The 20,455-nt window shown below is 50.6% G+C and carries 13 protein-coding genes; 7 read left to right on the forward strand and 6 right to left on the reverse strand.

Features of this window, described 5'->3' with window-relative positions; translation table 11 throughout:
• Nucleotides 1–9 precede the first annotated feature (9 nt).
• Entirely contained in the window at nucleotides 10–2,508 is a 2,499-nt protein-coding gene (locus ACVBEJ_RS01060) for a TonB-dependent receptor (protein ID WP_447127730.1), read from the reverse strand.
• A 344-nt stretch (nucleotides 2,509–2,852) separates the two neighbouring features.
• Between ACVBEJ_RS01060 and ACVBEJ_RS01065 the strand changes: the two genes are divergently transcribed.
• A complete protein-coding gene (locus ACVBEJ_RS01065; RefSeq protein ID WP_447127731.1) occupies nucleotides 2,853–3,635 on the forward strand; it encodes an IclR family transcriptional regulator in 783 nt (260 codons plus the stop codon).
• A gap of 599 nt (nucleotides 3,636–4,234) precedes the next feature.
• Here ACVBEJ_RS01065 and ACVBEJ_RS01070 read toward each other — a convergent pair.
• The 4 genes from ACVBEJ_RS01070 to ACVBEJ_RS01085 all read right to left on the reverse strand — a co-directional run bounded on the left by ACVBEJ_RS01070 (nucleotide 4,235) and on the right by ACVBEJ_RS01085 (nucleotide 12,582).
• Nucleotides 4,235–6,952 carry a GH116 family glycosyl-hydrolase gene (locus ACVBEJ_RS01070; protein ID WP_447127732.1) on the reverse strand — a complete coding sequence of 906 codons (2,718 nt, stop codon included), beginning with the start codon at nucleotides 6,950–6,952 and terminating at the stop codon, nucleotides 4,235–4,237.
• A gap of 35 nt (nucleotides 6,953–6,987) precedes the next feature.
• On the reverse strand, nucleotides 6,988–8,340 hold the full coding sequence (locus tag ACVBEJ_RS01075; RefSeq protein WP_447127733.1) for an MFS transporter: 1,353 nt from the start codon (nucleotides 8,338–8,340) through the stop codon (nucleotides 6,988–6,990).
• Nucleotides 8,341–8,484: 144 nt separating this feature from the next.
• Nucleotides 8,485–11,244: a TonB-dependent receptor gene (locus ACVBEJ_RS01080; protein WP_447127734.1), complete on the reverse strand. Its 2,760-nt coding sequence runs from the start codon at nucleotides 11,242–11,244 to the stop codon at nucleotides 8,485–8,487.
• A gap of 309 nt (nucleotides 11,245–11,553) precedes the next feature.
• Nucleotides 11,554–12,582: a LysR family transcriptional regulator gene (locus tag ACVBEJ_RS01085; RefSeq protein ID WP_447127735.1), complete on the reverse strand. Its 1,029-nt coding sequence runs from the start codon at nucleotides 12,580–12,582 to the stop codon at nucleotides 11,554–11,556.
• Between ACVBEJ_RS01085 and ACVBEJ_RS01090 the strand changes: the two genes are divergently transcribed.
• Genes ACVBEJ_RS01090 through ACVBEJ_RS01105 form a run of 4 tightly spaced genes read left to right on the forward strand, consistent with a single transcriptional unit; the run spans nucleotide 12,574 to nucleotide 16,259 of the window.
• On the forward strand, nucleotides 12,574–13,242 hold the full coding sequence (locus ACVBEJ_RS01090; RefSeq protein ID WP_447127736.1) for a histidine phosphatase family protein: 669 nt from the start codon (nucleotides 12,574–12,576) through the stop codon (nucleotides 13,240–13,242). The genes ACVBEJ_RS01085 and ACVBEJ_RS01090 overlap by 9 nt on opposite strands.
• Nucleotides 13,243–13,269: 27 nt before the next feature.
• Nucleotides 13,270–14,475, forward strand: a complete 1,206-nt coding sequence (locus ACVBEJ_RS01095; protein WP_447127737.1) for an acyl-CoA dehydrogenase family protein — start codon at nucleotides 13,270–13,272, stop codon at nucleotides 14,473–14,475.
• Between the two features lie 3 nt (nucleotides 14,476–14,478).
• The gene (locus ACVBEJ_RS01100; RefSeq protein ID WP_447127738.1) at nucleotides 14,479–15,492 is read left to right on the forward strand and encodes a phosphotransferase family protein; all 1,014 of its coding nucleotides are present in this window, start codon (nucleotides 14,479–14,481) and stop codon (nucleotides 15,490–15,492) included.
• Nucleotides 15,486–16,259 carry an SDR family NAD(P)-dependent oxidoreductase gene (locus ACVBEJ_RS01105; protein WP_447127739.1) on the forward strand — a complete coding sequence of 258 codons (774 nt, stop codon included), beginning with the start codon at nucleotides 15,486–15,488 and terminating at the stop codon, nucleotides 16,257–16,259. Before ACVBEJ_RS01100 ends, ACVBEJ_RS01105 begins: the two co-directional genes overlap by 7 nt.
• Here ACVBEJ_RS01105 and ACVBEJ_RS01110 read toward each other — a convergent pair.
• The gene (locus ACVBEJ_RS01110; protein WP_447127740.1) at nucleotides 16,246–17,031 is read right to left on the reverse strand and encodes a class I SAM-dependent methyltransferase; all 786 of its coding nucleotides are present in this window, start codon (nucleotides 17,029–17,031) and stop codon (nucleotides 16,246–16,248) included. The genes ACVBEJ_RS01105 and ACVBEJ_RS01110 overlap by 14 nt on opposite strands.
• 132 nt (nucleotides 17,032–17,163) lie before the next feature.
• Between ACVBEJ_RS01110 and ACVBEJ_RS01115 the strand changes: the two genes are divergently transcribed.
• The gene (locus ACVBEJ_RS01115; protein ID WP_447127741.1) at nucleotides 17,164–19,500 is read left to right on the forward strand and encodes a Tex family protein; all 2,337 of its coding nucleotides are present in this window, start codon (nucleotides 17,164–17,166) and stop codon (nucleotides 19,498–19,500) included.
• A gap of 267 nt (nucleotides 19,501–19,767) precedes the next feature.
• Nucleotides 19,768–20,451 (forward strand): DUF6249 domain-containing protein, encoded by a 684-nt coding sequence (locus ACVBEJ_RS01120; protein WP_447127742.1) that lies wholly within the window; start codon nucleotides 19,768–19,770, stop codon nucleotides 20,449–20,451.
• The last annotated feature ends 4 nt before the right edge of the window (nucleotides 20,452–20,455 follow it).

A 20,455-nucleotide genomic window follows, 5' to 3' on the forward strand; every position in this document is an offset into this window, starting at 1 on the left:
GATCAGCTGTTAGAAACTACGGGTAATGCCCAACTCCCAGGTTCTGGGTTCGTTGAACTGCTGATTAACACCAAATACAAAGGGTGTTCCCGCCACGTTAGGTACATTGAAAATTGTAGCTACAGGACGGCGCTGGTCAGTAAGGTTGCGACCAGCAAACCAGACTTTCCAGTCATCCACTTCATAGGAAAGCCCGGCATTAACAGTAGCCAGCGAAGGGCTGATCCAGTTGGAGTCGATGGCTTCAATTCCTGTAGCAGGCACCAGGCTGACACCGGAAGTTTCGTTTTCCGCACGACTGTCAATACCAATCTCATCACGATAGTGAACACTTAAGTAACCCGCCAAAGTGCCATCGCCTATATCAGTCTCGTAATCCAGACCGAGGTTAAATTCGGTTTCCGGAGTTACAGAAAAGGTGTCGATAAAGGTATCGGCAATATTTTGCGGGTTGCCGTCGCCATCAAAGCTGATGACTTCTTTAATGTCGAAGTCAATAAATGCAAAGCCGCCACGCAGAGTCAGGTTGTCATTAATCAGGAAGCGGAAATCGCCATCAATACCTTTGGATGTGGCACCACCGGCATTAGTTGGCAGGCTGGCAAAGCCGGTTGCACTCACCAGAGTATCTACCGGAGTGTTCACACCAACGATCAGGTCTTCAAAGTCGTAGTAATAAATAGACGCATTCAACTGAGCGCGACCATCCAGAAATGTCCCTTTAAAGCCTGTTTCATAGGCATTGAGCACCTGCGAATCTGTAGATGTACCTGTTACATTGCCATCGGCGTCAACACCACCAGCAAAGAAGGTAGACAGCTGACCGCCCTGAAAGCCTTGACGATAAGAGGCAAACAACAGCTTGTCTTCTGTCAGCTGGTAATCCAGAACTGCTTCTACTGTTGTTTCGCTGTACTCATCGGAAACGTCAAAGAAGCGTGTCAGAGGCGTGACATTATCCACACCGACAGGCTCAGAAATGGCGCCGGGAATGATGTTACCGGTAAAAGCAAAACCACCGCCGGTAAAACTGAAACCATCATCGGCCGTTGCGACCTTTTCATCTTCGGTATAACGAGCGCCCAAACCCAACGACAGTTTTTCAGTCAGGTCAAAATTGACATTGGCGTACACGGCAAAAGAGTCCAGTTCCTGGAACTGATTCGCGAATCCACCACGATTTGAACCGGAAGATTGTCCGAGGAAGTTGGTAACAAGCTCAGACCCCTGCCCTAAAAACTGGTTGGGAGTGTCCAGGGTAGGAACGCTGGAGCTTTCCTCATAGGAGAACACACCAGTCACTACACGGAAATTATCGTAGTCCAGGTTCAGCTGTATCTCATGACTCTCTGAATCGAAACGGAAATCCTGAATCACAGCCAGGAAAGGCGCTACTGTACCGTCAATATCAAATGCACGAACCTGACGGGTGTCACGGCTGGAACCAATGTATTTGACACTGGCAGAATCGCTAAATGTGTACTCAGAAGTCCAGGTAAAGCTTTGCAACTCCACCAGAGCATCTGCAATTACATCTGACTCAATAGTGTCAATATCTGCAATAGTATTGCCTTGAATAGGCTCCGCACCTACCAGCTCGGGCCCACCGATAGACGGCTGACAGAACGCAGACAAATCCGCAAAAGAGAAGGCAAAGTCAGGGCCATTAACAGGGTCGATGTCCAAGCAGGTACCAACGGTTCCCTGCTGGGTAAGCTTGGAATACTTGGTCGGTGCCAGCTTGTTGGTTTCATCGTAAGTCAGAGTAATGCTCAGCTGGTCGGTCGGAGTGAACAACGCTTTCAGCTTGTAGATGTCAGCATTTTCTGCCCAACCCTCAGCACCACTGGTCAAACGCTGATAGCCGTCATGTTCCAGGTGGGCATAGCCACCGCTCAACCACAACTTATCGGCAACAACAGGGGCAGTAAATTCCGCTTTGATGTTGCGAGCGCTTTCTGTGCCGGTAGACACAGACACATAGCCTTGTGCCTCATCAACTGCAATGTTCTTGCTGTATACCTTAACTGCGCCGCCAAAGGCGTTACGACCATAAAGGGTGCCTTGAGGACCTTTGAGCACTTCGACACGATCAAGCGAGAAAAGATCAAGTGCCGTGCCCAACCCGGATGGCGTGTATACATCGTCAATGTAAACAGGAACAGCAGGCTCTACGCCTACGTAAGGAGTACCAGTACCCACACCACGAATATAAAAGCGGGCAGAATTACCGTCTGAACCACCAGCCACCGTCAGGCCAGGAGTCAACGTTTGAATGGAATCCAGATCATCAACACCAACATCGACCAGAAAGTCTTCGTTAAATGCGTTGATTGACAGTGGAACTTTCTGAAGGCTTTCCTTGACTCGCCGTGCTTCTACGACAATCTCCTCCAGCACATTAGCACTTTTTTTCTGTTCTTCCGCATTGGCGGTTGCAACAACGCCAGCAGAACCAGCAGCTATGAGCGCGACATACATGCCGAGTCTGTCTTTTTTTAAATTCACTATTACGCCTCCCCAAGGTTTTAAAAAAGAGTTCTTGGCCAAGAGTCGGCCAAGAACTTTGTCTAGGTCATATTTTTGTTCATATACGAATATTAAAATCATATATGAACTGATAAGCTAAACCTTCACTTTGCATATGTCAATATTATTTTTGCAGTGAAGTAGCACGACCAGTAGCGGATAATTGCTCGCTGAGATAGCATCATGCCCAGCAATTATTTTCTGAAAAACAGCCATTCAGGTTTCTATTCAGAAAACAGAGATAAACATTAACTAATTGATTTAAAAAACTTTATTTAAAAAATAATTAGCATTACGTCTTTCGCACTACTTTTGGGGCAGTCATGGCAAACAGGGAAACACAAAAATACAAAACACCAGCACTGGACAAAGGCCTGGATATTCTTGAACTTCTGTGTCAGGAAAAAACTCCAATGGCAATGAATGATATTGCCAACAGCCTTGGCAGAACCCGTAGCGAAATATTCAGAATGGTCTCAACGCTGGAGCAGCGAGGCTATATTTATCGTCGCGAAGAGTCCGACCGTTTTATGCTCACCATCAAGCTGTTTGAAATGGGCATAAACCACCCCCCCAACCGCAGCCTTCAGGAAGTTGCCCTGCCATTGATGCGGCAGCTTTCGACCACCACTGACCAATGCTGCTATCTTGCGGTGGCACAATTCGAACATATCATCACCATCGCCAATATGGAGGCACCGGGCTATCTGGGCTTTTCCGTAAGAATGGGCCATCAGGAACAAATTGTTCCCACAGCGGCAGGCCATGTGATGTTCGCTTACCTGCCAGAAGATGTGCAGGGCGAATGGCTGGAGCGCTTTAAAAGTTTCGAAGACGATGACTTTAACAGCGATGTCTACAAACGTCGGGCGAAGAAAATTCGCGCCACCGGTTACGAAATTCGCCCCAATAACAAAATTGCCGGAGTCACCGACATCTGCGCCCCAATCCTTGACCCATTCGGCGACCGCGCCATCGCCAGTCTGGTAATTCCTTTTATCAAACATCTGACGCTGGAATCGGAAAAAGAAGTGGCAACTGCCAGACTCGTGGAAACCGCCACACAAATATCCGACACCCTGAAATTTGCTGTCTTAAAAGAATAGTGCCTACTGTATGCCCGGCATTATCACCTCCGGACTGGTTCTGGACCTCAACCCCCGCAAGGGCGTTGAAACCGACAGTAGAGTCCAGGTAACCTGCTGAGCCAATCAGGTAAAAGCCTTTGCCGCTCAGAACTTCGCACCAAGCCCTGTTGGCCGCGATAACCCGGATAACGGCCTGCCTGAACAGGCCACCGGGGCATTACCCACCGTTCAATTCAAACGTCAGGAACTGGTGAACGCTCACGAAATCGCCTTTGACCACCTCACCAGTAGCAGCGGCTACGCCTGGCTTTGTGCATTAGCGCGCTACAATCAGACCTCTCCCACCAGCAAAACCCACGCTTTTTTGGTAGTCTGAGAAACACCAACGCCTATGGCGGACAAGGTACCGGTGGACACTCGAAGGCTTCTGGGGGGTGGTTCACGATGATCACCACGCCTTTGCCGACACCCAAAACGGCATCGAAGATGCACAATGGCACGGCTGCTGATCTACGAGCGTCCCCTGAGCGATGAAGAACTTGAACAAGTAATGGCCAAATTAACGGATTATTATCAAGTACTCCAACACTCAGGAAAGCCCGGTCAGCGCTGATTCATCAGGCAGCAATAGTCAGCGTATCGCCTTCAGCCAGTATCACCGGCTGGGCAAAGCGTATTTCTACTGTGCCATCCGCCGCACTCGCCTCACAAGCCACCGCCGAACCATTGATGCTAGCCTGTATATCACGACCATTGGCAGCTGCCCGCAATGTCACTTTATTGAGCTCCAGCGAGCCGTAAGCCAGCTCCACCTGAGCAGAGAAACTACTATCAGACGCGCTTTGTGAATAGCTGCCCCAGCCTTCAGCGACAGTAAACGCTGCTTTGAAGTTTTCCGGGGTCAGTCTGGGCGCAAAAGACAGCTCGCCTTTCGGCCCGTGGTAGTGATAACCGCAGGCGTTGAGGAACACGCCGTAACAGGCCATGGCGCGGCTGTAGTGGTCGGAGCATTCCACTTCGTTCCAGGGGTTGCGTTCTCTAGCGTTGTAACGGTCGTGAATGGTGCGAGTTACGGCCAGGCTTTCTTCCACCAGCCCTTCGGCCATCATGTGTGAGGCTACCTGATACTCAAAGCCACTCATGCATTCGTTGAGGTAGCCTTCAGAAGTTACATCCAAGCCGAGGATTTTCTGTTCAAAGTCAGCGCGGTTACAGTCGTTTTTCGGCCAGGTACACATCAGCAGGCCGCCTTCGCCGGGCATGGCGTACCAGCGGCCGCCTTCCACTTCCTTGAATTTTTCCCGGTAAGGGCCAACGTCCGGGGTGTAGTTGTACTTCCACAGGGATTTCAGCGCCGATACGGATTCCGCTTCTGGAATCACGCGTTCCAGGCCCAGTTGTGCAGCGTAGCCCTGACCGAACACCTGGTCGATGTAGCAACCTTCGGTGAGGTTCATGGCCTCTGGACGGCTGGGGTCTGGCTGGTGTACGAAGTATTCGCCGTTATACAGTTGCTCGACGATGTTCTTGCGACCGGCTTCCAGACGGGTGTTGCAGCGCTCGGCAAATTCACTGTCGCCCATTTCGGTGGCCATTTGCTTACAGGCGGCCAAACCGGCCAGGAACAGGGAGCTAATCCAGGGGATTTCCCCGTGCCAACTGGTGTCCAGCGTATTGAACTGCGGATCGTCCAGTAGGCCATCTTCGTTTTTGTCCAGGGTCATCATAAACTCCATGGACTTTTTCACTTTCGGCCAAATGCGCGTCAAAAAGCCACTGTCCGCACACATGCTGTGCTCACGGTAGACGCGAATGATGGTGCCAAGTTGACCATCGGCGGCAAAGAAAGCGTCGGCGTTGTTTTCCGATTTCATATCCACGTCGCCACCGATATTACAGTCGGCGCGATATTCAATAGAGCCGTCTTCACAGAAAGCAATGCCGAAGTCGATATCCTCACGCAGCGAGCGCTCGAACGCCGGGAACAAGCGGGAAATGGTTTGCGCGTACTGCCAAACGTGCTGACAGGTACCCTGACAACAATCCACTCCTTCCCAGGCCCAGAAGCGCCCGGTATCAAACCAGTGACAGGTTTGGGTAGCCAGTGTTGAAGTATTCAGGAAGATACGATCGAGAAACCAGTGCGGCAGAGAGGAATCGTACCAGGTGTCCGTCCACAGACGCGTTTTACTGGATAGGTCGGCAAAGTTCTCTGCCAGATACTCAATCACCGCCAGGCTGGATTCAAATTGTGCGGCGTAGTGACGACGCAGCTTTTCCAGATCCGGCAGGCTTTCCATGGTGGAGTGGAACACGTAACCGCCACTGTATTTGGGAAAGTACCAGGAAATGGCAAATTTAACGGTTTGGGTTTCCCCCGGCGCCAATTCAAGTGTACGGCCCAAAGCACCAACGGTTTTTGTACCAAATGGCTGGGATGCAGAAGCCGCCGCAGTTTGCTCCAACTGCTCAAACACCTGCGCTTCAACGGTTTCCGCAGCGCTATCGATAACCGCGCAGGACAAATCAGAATCGGCGCTGTCCAGCAACGCCAGGGTCATATTGCCGTAGCCTTCCAGGGTGGATGGACATTCGGCACCTTCCGCCTGATCGGCAAAACAACTCAGCAGCAGTGCGTTGCCGCTAGTGCTCACGTCGTTGCGGCGAATGCCTTTGCCGGCTTCGTCGTCGTAGCGACAAACCTTATTTTCTAGCCAGCCAGCCAGAGAGACTTCGATGGGTTTGTCGCTGGTGTTGGTCACACTGTATTCAACAACCGTGGCCGGCAGGCCTGAGTTGTTTTCATCCAGAGGAATAAACGGTGAATACGCCTCCAAAACCACCGTAACAGGGGCATCAGCATCGCCATATTCAACACGACCAATTGGGTATTGGCCTTGAAAACCGACATTGGCAAAGCCACTGGCATCCAGCCTGCGCACTTGCGAGCCACCATCAGCGGTTTCAATTTTTAGAGCAAACCCTTGATCCATGGGCGATTTAACAGAGACGGGCTCTTTGTAGTGATAGCCCCGGGGGTCAATAATTTCGCCAGAACCGCCGTAGGCTTTGAACACGTCCCAGTGCCACAACTGGCCATCACCACCCAGATAAACCTGTCCTGTACAAATACCGCTGACCGGCATGCCGATGTATTTCAGCTCATCGCCGCGGTAGGTTTTTGGCTCACCGCGCTCATACAGAGATTTCACCCACTCCGGAGACAGCGCTTTGTCTGCCGGAATCATCTGGGTAAATTCTGGGGTTCCGTTCTTACCGCAGTAACCGCCATTGCAGCAATCCGATGTTGCTGCACCTTCTACTTGTTCGCTCACTTAAACAACTCCAATCTCAATTTACTGAATGTTTGCTATTGTTCGGCCGCTTTACGGCTGGCAATTTTTTCAAGAATCTCTTTGTGCTTCTTGGCCGTTATCGGCGATTTAAAGCTGGCCAAAGCCACAATAATAAATATGATACCCGGCAGATAACCCATCACCAGTTGCATACTGAAAATTACGTCGTCGTTAATGACCAAGTTAGACGGCTCAAAGCCGTACTTAGCGGCAATGAACAAACCAAGCCCACCACCCACACCTTCAAAGACTTTGCGAATAAACGTAAAGAAGGCGTAGTACGTGGCGCTGTTATCTTCACCGGTCACCGACTGATCGTAGTCGATGATATCACCCAACATGGATGGGCCAATGGATATCCAGGAGCTTTGCAGAAAGTGGATCGCGGCATTGAGAATAAAGAACGTCCAGAAGATATTCGGCCCCGGCGTAAGGGTCGCCAATATAAAGAAGGTTCCAGACGTCAGCAGTGTGCCCAGCATCAGGCCGTAATGCTTGCCAATGGTTTTGGAAATTTTCAACCAAATAGGCAAGGCAATAATGGCCAGGGGGAAGCTGGCCACAAAGATAATGGGCGCACTTTCCGCCAGCCCCAGAAAGCTGGTGATGTACAGGAAAGCAATACCGGTTTGCAGGCCAATGCCCAGGCCGATCAGAATAAAGACAACGGAAAATACACGCAGAGGCTTGTTCCACACCAGTGCTTTGAACGCGTGCAGCGCACTGGTTCTTTTATGTTCCGATGCCCCCTCACCCTGTGGGCAATAGCGCGCTGCGGAAAATACCGTAATGGGGAACATAATGGCCACCACCCAGAACGCCACCACCAGGGTTTGCGGGGTATAGCCTTCTTCGTCAAAAATCGGCAGGAACGGCAGCGCCAGAAAGCCGATGTAGCCCAGATAGTAAAAGAAAGCGCGATAGGTAAACACCGTGGAACGGTCTTTATAATCTTTGGACAGCTCCGAACCCCAGGACAAGTGGGGGATTTCAATCAGAGTCCAGCCCAGATAACAGAGCAAAAACCAGATAAAGAAATAGCCGGGTGTCACCGGCGTACTGGTGGGTATAAACAGAAAATACACCGCAACCAGGGAAACGATGGAACCAAACACCACCATAAATTTACGGCCACCGGGCAAACGGTTGCGCGTGCGGTCTGAAATAAAGCCAATGGCCGGGTCAGTAAAGGCATCGAACAGCCGACAAATAAGAATAATGCTGGCAAGATCAGCAAGTTGAAGACCGAAATGCTGGGTATATACACCTTGAATCAGACTTTGAGCAGGGCCCACCAAAAACATCAGACAAAAGGTGGGGGATGCATAGGCGACCAGCGACGAACTTTTTATACCATTTGTTAGCATAGCTACTCACCCCGAATAATCATTACTTTAATGAAGGCATTTCCCACCCGCCTAATGTAGCGGTGGTTCTTATTTATTTCGACAAAAAAAAGGAGGAGCCGAAGCACCTCCTTTTTAGAGGACTGATTGTTTCTCAGCAACTCATTAGAAGTCACGAGAAACTGAAAGAGCCCAAGTCAGTGGTTTATTGTAGTTTTCAAGGGTTCCGAAGAAAAATCCTGGCCTTGCGTTAATAGCCCCCTCAGCACGGCGTTCATCAAGCAAGTTGTCACCACTCAGATCAACGCGCCAGTCGCCATTGGTATAGGTAACACCAGCGGACAGTTTGGTGAATGATGGGCTGATCCAATCACTGCTTTCCTCAAATTGGGCAACAGTCAGCAGGTTGATACCCGCATTTTGGAAGGATGACTGGGAGTTGGTGCTAATGTCATCACGCCAAGAAGCCGTCGCCCACCAGCGTAACTCTCCACCACTGGAGAGGTTATGACGGTATTCTCCACCAAGCACAAACTTGAGTTCAGGAGTAGCTGCAGGGAACTCATCAACAAAGTCAGCCGTGGTATCGGTCACTTCTCCAGTTGCCAGATTTACATTGCTCGCCGAATCCAGCGAGAACTTGTTATAACCGAGGTTAGCAAAGATACTTAAGTTATCATTTACCAGCCACTGTATATCTGTCTCTACACCGTAGGAGGAAGCAGTCGCATTACTAGTAGGAACACCCAGAGTGCCGAAAGTCGCTTCGCCCGGCAGCGTTGGCAGCGTCTGGATTAAAATCAAATCCGACCAATCGTAATAGTAAACCGCACTATTCCAACGAACGCGATCATTAATTACTGTTTTAAAGCCTAGCTCGAGCGCATCAATCTGTTGCGGTGAAGTCACAGGCGAAGCGTTAACTGTAACTGTTTGCCCAGCTCCGTCAGTAAAAGTAACACCTTGATCAATAGGTACAATTATGCCGCTCTGAAAGCCCTGTTTGTATGAACCATAAACCAGAGAGTCATCATTAACCGAATAATCAACTGTGAATTCAATCGTTGTCTCATCGAACTCAGCATTAATAGTACCAAGATTTCCAAATCGCTCATTTAGCGGAGCAACATTAGTACGCGGCACATCGCCATTCACGGCAGCAAAGTTATCCAGCGCAAACTGCGACAGGTTATCATCACCATCAAAAAACTGCTGTATGCCACCGACAGGCGCATAATTACCCGTTCCTGGAGAGATACTGAAAGGTAGAATAATCCCTGGACCACCATCGTTGTTACCAACAGGTGTTTCACCAATTTTTTCATCTTGAGTATGACGTACACCCAAACTCAAGCGCAGCTTTTCAGTAGCCTGAAAACCAAAGTTTGCATAAAAAGCCGTTGACTCAGTGTTCTGACGCAGGTTCTGGCGCAACTCAAGAATGTTCAAACCTGAAACCTGCCCCAATGGGTCTGTCACTGCGGCTAATGGCGTATTAGGAATGGCACTCAGATCGGGAGTTTCGCCTGCATTAATTGCTGCCTCCGCAGCATCTACAGCAGCTTGAATATTTGCAACCGCCCCAAAACCGACAAAGAGGTTGTGAAAGCTCTGAAAGGCCGTGTGATCTTCCTCATACAGATACACACCCGCAGAAAGATCCCACCTGTCCGAACTGTATTCCAAACGGAACTCGTGACTGCTGGATTCGTACTCAAATTCCTCAAAACCTGGGAAATATGCCTCAACAGAACCATCGATATCAAGTAGACGAGTATTGAAGATTTCAAACTCTGAACCCAGATATTTCAAATTCAAATTATCGTTAAGTGCAAAATTTACAGACCAAGAATGACTTTCAGTTTCTACTGTGTTATCGCCTGTGACATCAGAGAAAATGTTATCCACATCATTAGGATCAACACCACGAGCAGCGGCAGCATCAGCAATACTAGTAAATTGAGCAGGAGCATCTGGCAACAAAGGATAGTCGGCCGCACTGAAGCCAGACAGACCCAATGCGTGCAAGTCTGTAGCAGCAGCGTTGTAGCCATCAATCACAGCTTGCAAAAACCCTTCCCAGCCAATCTCACCGAATATAGAATCGACACTTGGGCCCGTACCAGGACGACGACGTAACTGCTTAGCCGCACCTTCAGAGGTATTTTCTTCATAGCTATACTTCAGTGTCAACTGATCAGATGGGCGCGCCTCCAGGCGAATGCGATACAACTCTTTATCATCTTCCCAGCTACGTGTATTGGTGAAGACATTGCGTTGGATGCCATCATTCTGAATAGACGCATAACCCGCACCAAAGAACAGCTTATCTTGGATAACAGGCGTCATAAATTCACCCTTGATATTACGTTGGCCAAAACTACCAAAAGTAATACCAACACTACCCTCAGCTTCATCACTGAACTGCTTAGAGTAAATTTTTACCGCACCACCCAGGCTGTTACGACCATAGAGCGTACCCTGAGGACCACTCAGAACTTCTACACGATCAACAGAGAAGACATCAATATTGCTACCGATACCAAGCGGCGTATAGATATCATCAATATACAAAGGAACCGACTGCTCGTTACCAAATGTTGGTGTTGCAGTACCCACACCACGAATAAAGAAGCGGCTGGTATTATTATCCACACCACCTTCAATATTCAGGCCCGGTGAGAAAGCAGAGATATCTTTAATATCGTCAACACCGCGATTCTTTAGTGTATTTTCAGATACTGCCGAAATTGAGAGAGGCACATCTTGCAGACTTTCTTCGCGGCGACGAGCCTCTACAACGATCTCCTCCAATACATTAACCTTTTTCTCTTCTTCAGCAACAGCGGATACCGACGCAAGCGCCGAACCCATCAGAACTGCCGAAATAGACGCAGACAAATAATTTCTTGCAACCTTTTTCATTATACTCCCCTCTTAAACAGGAATTTTTAACCTACCGAACACGTTTTGAAACCCCCCGCTTTTACCATCTCTGTATTTGGTAAAAAGCGGACAAAACATGCACTGAGTTAGTTACTTGGGCCGTAAAACCAGGCACTGCCAACGATTAAACTGCCCATGAAACTAACAACTGACTATAGACCTGCTTCAAACATCAAGGAAATTTATTTTTGTTATATATAATTATTCATAAAATTAATAAGCGATATATCTACGACCTATAAATATGCATCTGCGACATATATACAGATACACACAACCCCTTTCCCATCACAGACTGTCACCCATACCGCGTGTTGCACTGATAAACAAATCCCGAAACCACTGATTTGCCGGATCCGTATCCGCGCTTTTGTGCCAGTACAGGATCAACTCCAAAGGCTCTACATCAAATGGCAGGGGCTTTACCACCAAAGGCAGGCTCTCCGCCAACACTTTAGGGGCGGTCCACACCAGGTCGGTCGTCCGGGTTACTCGCGCCGCCACAAGGTAATCCTTTACCCGCATCCCAATGTTTCTCTGCAGGCCCATTTTGTTCACTGCCACATCTGCCTGGCCACGTCCTTTGCGGCGGCTGGACACGTGAATATGCTCCGACTCGATATACCGATCCAACGTGAGTTTCTTGGATGCCAGGGGATGCCCCTGCCGAACGGCACACACATAGGGCAGCTTTATCACCTCCTGAAAGTGAAACTCCTTGGCACGTACTAAAGGCGTATCCACCAGAAAATCAATGGCAGCCGACTTCAAATCCGCCGTTGCGGACTGTCGATCGATATAATAACTACTGAGCGACATCTTGGGTGCTCGCTTTTTAAGCTCTGCATACAGTGGCGACAAAAACAGCGACTCAGCAAGGTCGTTCATTGACAGTCGGTACAATTTTTCGGCGCTCTCTGGAGAAAAGTGGGCATTAATACCGGCACTTTTTTCCAACAACGCAAGCGCCGACTTCACATCACCAACCACCGTGTCCGCCACTGGCGTTGGCATCATGCCTTCCGAAGTTCGTACAAAAAGGGGGTCATCAAACATTTCACGCAAGCGCGACAACGCATTACTGACGGCAGGCTGAGTCAGGTTCAGCGTCTGTGCCACTTTGGTGACACTCCGTTCTCTATATACAGCATCAAACACAACAAACAAATTCAGATCCAGACGCCCCAAACGCATAACACCACCTTTACTTTTATTGATTTCATGAATAATAACATATAACGAAAATAAACTGATATGATGTTGAACGGAACTATATAATTCTTCAACCGTTGTAAAAGATTGATACGAATGCCGCAAATTACATTAGTCAGGCACGGACAAGCCAGCTTTGGCAGTGACAACTACGATCAGCTTACGGAACTCGGTGGGCAGCAAGCAACTTACCTTGGCCAGCACTTCAAACAGCAGCAGAAGGAATTTGATCTACTTGTTACCGGCACCATGGTCAGACACAAACAGACCGCAGTCAACGTTTTGAACGGCCTGAGTAATTCGCCTGAAGAAATAGAGAACGACGGCTTTAATGAATACGATTTTCAGGACCTGCTGACCGCATTTCAAAAACAGTACCCCGATGAGGTCACTAACGAAGGAAGCCCGCAATCCTGTTACTACAGAAATATAACCCGGGCATTAGGGTACTGGATGGAAGGACATTTGGCAGGGACAACAATCAGTTGGCAATACTTTCGACAACAGGTTATCGAGAATTTCCAGGCTGTTAGTAACGCCAATAAAAAACAGGTACTGATTGTTACTTCGGGGGGTCCAATCTCAGTCATGCTGGGACACGCACTGGGGCTGAAGAATGAATCAGTACGCAATATGAGCCTGCAGATAAGGAACAGCAGCAAAAGTACCCTGCTTTACAACAGGCAACACTTTACGCTGGATTGTTTTAACTGCATTGGGCACTTGGAACACTCTGGTAATAGCCAGGCTATTACTTACCTCTAATAACTATTAAACATAATTGGCAATATTATGAATGCATATAAAGAGCGACAACAGGATCTGACGAACCGCCTTGCCACCTTTATGGATGAGCACATTTACCCCTCTGAAAAGATTTTTGAGGAGGAACTGGCATCCGCAGAAAATCGCTGGGCACCATTGCCAATTATCGACAAGCTAAAAGAAATCGCCAGAGAACAGGGGTTGTGGAATTTATTCATGCCGAAAGAGTTTGGCGGCATGAGCAATTTGGATTACGCGCCGTTGGCAGAAATTATGGGGCGTGTTCTTTGGGCACCGGAGGTGTTCAACTGCAATGCACCAGATACCGGCAACATGGAGGTGTTCCTGAAATACGCAACCGAAGAACAAAAAGAACAGTGGCTAACGCCCCTTCTCAACGGAGAAATTCGTTCCTCTTACGCCATGACCGAACCTGCTGTTGCTTCTAGCGACGCTACCAATATTGAAACATCCATTGTTCGCGACGGTGATGAATACGTTATCAATGGCCGCAAATGGTTTATTACTGGCGCCATGAACGAGCGTACAAAAATATTTATTGTGATGGGAAAAACCGACCCAGACAACCCAAACCGTCACCTGCAACAATCTCAAGTTTTGGTACCCAAAGACACTGCCGGTGTTAGCGTTGAGCGAGCACTGACCACTTTCGGTTACGACGACGCCCCTATTGGCCACGCAGAAATAGTATTCGATAATGTACGTGTACCAACGAGCAATCTGTTGCTTGGAGAAGGCAGAGGTTTCGAAATTGCCCAGGGTCGTTTAGGGCCAGGCCGAATTCACCACTGCATGCGCCTGATTGGCTGTGCCCAGCGCTCTTTGGAGTTGGCCTGCAAACGCTCCACACAACGCACCACTTTTGGCAAAACACTCAGCCAGCATCAATCTGTACGTGAAGATATCGCAAAATGCTTTTCAGAAATCGAACAGGCTCGCCTGTTAACATTGAAAACCGCACAGAGAATTGATGAAGTTGGCGCAAAAGAAGCTCGGGATTTTATTGCAGCAGCCAAAATATCGGTGCCGACCATCACCCAAAATGTGATTGACCGCTGCATGCAAATTCACGGTTCCGGAGGTTTCACAGAAGATTATCCAATGGCCGAAGCCTTTAATTACGCGCGCTGGTGCCGTCAGGCAGACGGGCCAGACCAAGTACATATGATGGCTCTGGGCAAACAAATTATTAACCGGTATGCAGAGAATTAAGTTTTGTCTGATTTTACGTTCGACATTCAAACTCTGGGGGGCTATCTGGAAGAAGCAATCCCAGAGTTTCAGGGCCCACTGACGGCAGAAAAGTTTGCCGGCGGCCAGTCCAACCCGACTTTTTTAATCACCACTCCGAAGCAGCGTTACGTATTGCGCCGCAAGCCACCGGGGGAACTGCTCAAGTCTGCCCACGCGGTTGACCGGGAATACCGAGTGATGAAGGCACTGGAAACTACCGATGTTCCAGTCCCCCATATGGTCCACCTTTGCACCGATGAAAGTGTGATCGGCAGTATTTTTTACGTGATGGAATATGTGGAAGGCCGGGTGATGTGGGACCCATCCCTGCCGGAAGCGTCTGCCGAAGAGCGCACAGCCATCTACCGGGAAATGAGCCGGGTACTAGCCAGCCTGCACAGCGTTGATATTGATGCGGTGGGTCTGTCCGATTATGGCCGCCCAGGCAATTACTACGAACGCCAGATCGGTCGTTGGACAAAACAGTACCGCGCTTCAGAGACCGAACACATCGCCTCCATGGAAAAGCTCATCGACTGGCTGCCAGCAAACATGCCCGAAGATGATGGCCACACTTCTCTGGTTCACGGCGACTTTCGCTTGGACAATATGCTGTTCGACGCAAACGCAGCCAACGTTCTGGCGGTGCTGGATTGGGAATTGTCCACATTGGGGCACCCGTTCGCCGACTTGGCCTATCAATGCATGCAACTGCGTATGGCCCACGATAGTGTGATGCCCGGGCTCGGCGGTATTGATCGAGCAGAATTGGGCATACCCAGCGAGCAAGAGTACGTCAGCTGGTACTGCCAGGCCCGAAATATCGAAGCGATTCCCAACTGGAATTTCTACCTGATTTTCAGCTTTTTCCGCTTTGCTGCTATTCTGCAAGGGGTTAAAAAGCGGGCGTTGGATGGTAACGCATCCAGCTCCAAGGCCCTTGAAATGGGCGAATTGACCAGACCTTTAACAGAAATGGCTGCACAACTATGTTAGATCAACAGACTACACTGGATAACAGGGTTGCCCTGGTAACCGGCGCATCCAGTGGCCTCGGTGCCCACTTCGCACGAGTTCTGGCTCAGGCAGGTGCCCATGTGGTGCTGGCAGCAAGACGCACTGAAAAATTGCAACAGCAAGTTGAACACATTGAAAAGGCCAAGGGCAAGGCGCTTGCGGTACAGCTTGACGTTACCGACCCCGCCAGCGTTGAAAGTGCTTTCTCATCAATAACAGAAAAGCTTGGCAGACCTGCGGACATTCTTATCAACAACGCGGGTGTGGCCAACTCCAGGCGCTTTACCAATGTGGATGAAGACAGCTGGCAAAGAGTAATAAACACAAACCTCAGCGGCGTCTGGCGTGTCGCGAACAGGTTTAGCAAAGAATTGCTGGCCGCTGAAGGCAATGGCAGCATTGTCAATATAGCCTCTATCCTCGGCCTTCGAGTGGCTATAGGAGAAAGCACCTACTCCACTTCCAAAGCGGCGGTTGTACAAATGACAAAGGCCATGGCCCTGGAATTGGGCAGAAAGGGTATTCGGGTTAACGCCCTTTGTCCGGGATACTTCAAAACAGAATTAAACCAGGACTTCTTTGAATCACCCAAAGGCCAGCAGTTTATCCAACAAACACCGGCTCAGCGATTGGGTGAGCTTCACGAACTGGATGCTCCTCTCTTGTTACTGGCCAGCAATGCGGGTTCTTTTATCAACGGCGTTGCCCTGGCTGTGGACGGTGGCCACCTGGTCAGCTCTCTGTGACCACAGTTGGCACCGCACGCAACACATAATTGCGGCCATAACGCAGGCCGTCGTTTTGCTCGATAAGGGCCTCTCCACGGCGGCGCATTTGCGCAATATGTGCAACCATGGCTGCGGTCAGCTGCGGGTCCGCAAAGCGTTGCACACGATCTTCGCATAAACCCAGCTGGCTCGACAGGAACTGGCTGCGGTAGCGAATGGAAAAAAACCGGGTATCCGTTACCTGCAAGCCGGCATTGCGCAACTGTGCGGCAACCCAAGAAGCCGGATACTCCCTGTAGGGGCGGTCTCTGGCCAACAACATGCAGGCATCACGGAGCCGCCCCAGGTCCCCCACAAACTCCCCAACCGGGTCATCGGCCACCACCGGCACATAGGGTTCCAGGCCGGTAACATACAGTGTGCCGCGCACACGCTCTGCCAAACGGTGCAGCAGCGCCTCCTGAAAATAGGGCGCAAAGGCGTCGACGGCACCGATAAAGTAATCCAGTAACACCGTATCAAAGGTTTCGCCCTGCAACAGCGAGTCGTCTGCCCAATTGCCCAGAACCAACCGATCCGCTTCTCGCGGAGGTGTTGCGAGAGCGTGGCGGGCACTGTCAATCATTGACTCCTGAGCTGTGACCGCCGTCCAGCGCTGGCTCGGCAAGCGGTTGATCCATGACAGCGACTTGGGGCCTGTGCCCACATCGAGAATATGCCCCCATGGAGTGCTGCCCTGGAGCTGTTCGATTTTTTTAAACAGGGGAGAAATTTTTATCTGTTTAGTCATTGCTGTCCCATCAAACCGCCTCCGCAAAACCACACTTGCCCAACAAAAACAAGACTACCTCGAACCATGGCTTTGGTTAATAATCGCCGCCTTTCTATTTTTAAACGGCCCGCTTTACTTATGTCTGCGTCTATGTCTGCTGCAACCCTTAAGTCCATTGTAAACACCATTGCCAACGAACTCAGCGTCACCACCCGCCAGGTGGATGCCGCAGTGGAATTATTGGACGAAGGCGCCACTGTGCCCTTTATCGCCCGTTACCGCAAAGAGGTGACCGGTGCACTGGACGACAGCCAATTGCGCAATTTGCAGGATCGCCTGGGTTACCTGCGGGAGCTGGAAGAACGCCGCGCCACCATTCTTAACAGCATTGACGAACAGGGCAAGCTCACTCCTGAGTTAAAAACCAGCATTCTCGCCGCCGATACCAAAACCCGTCTGGAAGACCTGTACCTGCCCTATAAACCCAAGCGCCGTACCAAAGGGCAAATTGCCATTGAAGCGGGCCTGGAGCCGCTGGCAGACGCGCTGTTTAACGACCCTACCCTGACACCGGAAATCGAGGCGGCCAAATACCTGAACCCGGAACATAAAATCGACGATGCCAAAGCCGCCCTGGACGGTGCCAAATTTATTTTGATGGAACGCTTCAGCGAAGACGCGGAACTGTTGGGGCAACTGCGTCAGCAAATACTCGACCAGGGTGTACTGACCAGTGCGGTTGCTCCCGGCAAAGAACAGGAAGGCAACAAGTACAAAGATTACTTTGAGCACACAGAAGCGGTAAAAAAGACCCCATCCCACCGGGCGTTAGCCATGTTTCGTGGCCGCCGCGAAGGTTTTCTGCACCTGAAAGTGGATTTGCCGCCATCAGAAGACGCCAGCCCCACCAGCAAACACCTTTGCGAAAGCCGTATTGCTGCGCACTTTGATATCCGCGACCAGGGCCGCCCGGCAGACAACTGGCTGGCCGAAGTAGTGCGCTGGACCTGGCGGGTAAAGCTGCACTCCCATATCGAAACCGACCTGCTGGGCGACCTGCGCCAACAGGCGGAAACCGAGGCCATTACAGTATTTGCGGAAAACCTCAGTGACTTGCTATTGGCCGCCCCCGCCGGACTCAAAGCCACCATTGCTCTGGACCCGGGCCTGCGCACCGGGGTGAAAGTGGCGGTGATCGACGCCACCGGCAAACTGGTGGACCACGGGGCCATTTTCCCCCACGCCCCCAAAAATCAGTGGGATCAATCCATCGCTGTGCTGGCCAAACTTGCCCAGCAACACAATACCGAACTGGTGGCCATCGGCAACGGCACCGCCTCACGGGAAACCGACAAACTCGCTGGCGAGCTGATCAAACGCCACCCGGAGCTGAAACTGCAAAAAATCATGGTCAGCGAAGCCGGTGCCTCCGTGTATTCCGCCTCGGAATTTGCCGCCAAAGAGTTTCCCGACCTGGATGTAACCATTCGCGGCGCGGTTTCCATTGGCCGCCGCCTGCAAGACCCACTGGCAGAACTGGTAAAAATTGAACCCAAATCCATCGGCGTAGGCCAATACCAGCACGATGTCAGCCAGAGCCAGCTGGCACAAAGTCTGGACGCGGTGGTGGAAGACTGCGTAAACGCCGTGGGCGTGGAGGTAAACACCGCCTCTGCCGCTTTGCTGCGGCGGGTATCCGGCCTGAACCAGACCATCGCCGATAACATCGTCAGCTACCGGGACGCCAACGGCGTATTCAAAAACCGCAAGGAACTGAAAAAAGTCCCGCGCCTGGGCGACAAAACCTTTGAGCAGGCCGCCGGCTTTTTACGCATTGCCAACGGCGACAACCCTCTGGATAGCTCGGCGGTACACCCGGAGTCCTATCAGGTGGTGGAACGCATCGCCAGCAAGCAGGGCAAAGACATCAAATTGCTGCTGGGCGACAGCGCCACCCTGCGCAGTCTGAAAGCAGCGGATTACACCGACGACCAATTCGGTATTCCCACCGTCACCGATATTATCCGTGAACTGGACAAACCCGGCCGCGACCCACGCCCGGAATTCAAAGCCGCCACCTTTATGGAAGGGGTGGAAACCCTGAAAGACCTGGAAGCGGGCATGGTGCTGGAAGGCACCGTCACCAATGTGGCCAACTTCGGTGCTTTTGTGGACATCGGCGTTCACCAGGACGGTCTGGTGCATATCTCCGCCCTCTCCCACAGCTACGTGGAAGACCCCCGCAAAGTGGTAAAAACCGGCGATATCGTCAAAGTGAAAGTGATGGAAGTGGATATCCCCCGCAAACGCATTGGCCTGTCTATGCGTCTGGATGACCAGCCCGGGCAGGACAATAAGCGCTCATCTGCGCCGCGCAATTCAGGCAATCACCGCAAACCCCAACAGCGCCAACAAAAACCAGCGGCTACCGGTACTATGGCAGCGTTGTTTAACCAGGCGAAGAATAGTAAAGGCAAGCGCCTGTAAAGCTGCTGCGGGCTACGGGCTGCGAGAAGTACAGTGCAGTCTGTCATTCTGAGCGCAGCGAAGAATCTCTTGACTGTGAAGCCTGAGAGATCCTTCGCTGCGCTCAGGATGACAAAACCACACAACCTATAATAGCCTGCAGTTTTTTTAATCTTCCTGCATCCAAACCCCCTCCTCCCCGCGTCTAAGTGTTCGTAGGGGCGATTGCGGCTTTAGCGGCTACAATCGTCAATAACCTGTAAATATCCGAAAGAAGCGAGGAACACCATGAAAATCCTTATTGCATCTCTGCTGGCACTTGCAGTCTGCACCCCAACGGCCTGGGCGGAACAGGAACAAACACCCGTTGAAGAACAAGTTGAAACAGCCCTGCCAGAGCAAGACAGGGAAAAAAGCAGCAAGGACGACAAAATTGATCGTCTGTTTGAACGCATCAGCAAAAAAATAGATGAAGAAAATTCCAATCTCAGCGATGAGGAAAAGGAAGAACTGCGGGAAGGGCTTTACGATGCCAGGGAAGCCCTGAAAGAACTGGAAGAAATCAATATCAAAGTCGGTGGTAGTGACAATGGCCCCTCTATTCCCGAAATGTTCCTTGGTCTCACAGCGATTGTCCTGATATTTGGCGGGCCAATTATTATTGTTGCCATCGCTCTGTATAGCTCCTTCAAAAAGCGCCGTCTGACCCATGAAACCATCGGCAACTACGTGGCTGCGGGTAAAGATATTCCCGCCGAAGTGCTGCAAGGCCTGCACAAGCAGGAAAACCCCAAAAGCAACCTGCACAAAGGCATGGTCATGGTTGGCATTGCTCTGGGGCTGATGGCTCTTGGCCTGGTCACCGGGAAAAACCCACCCATTGCCATCAGTATGATTCCCTTGTTTATCGGCTTGGCACAACTGCTTGTGTGGAAGCTGGAAAGCAAAAAAAGCGACGGTTTGGAACAGTAATTCC

The organism is Porticoccus sp. GXU_MW_L64 (genome assembly GCF_052983295.1).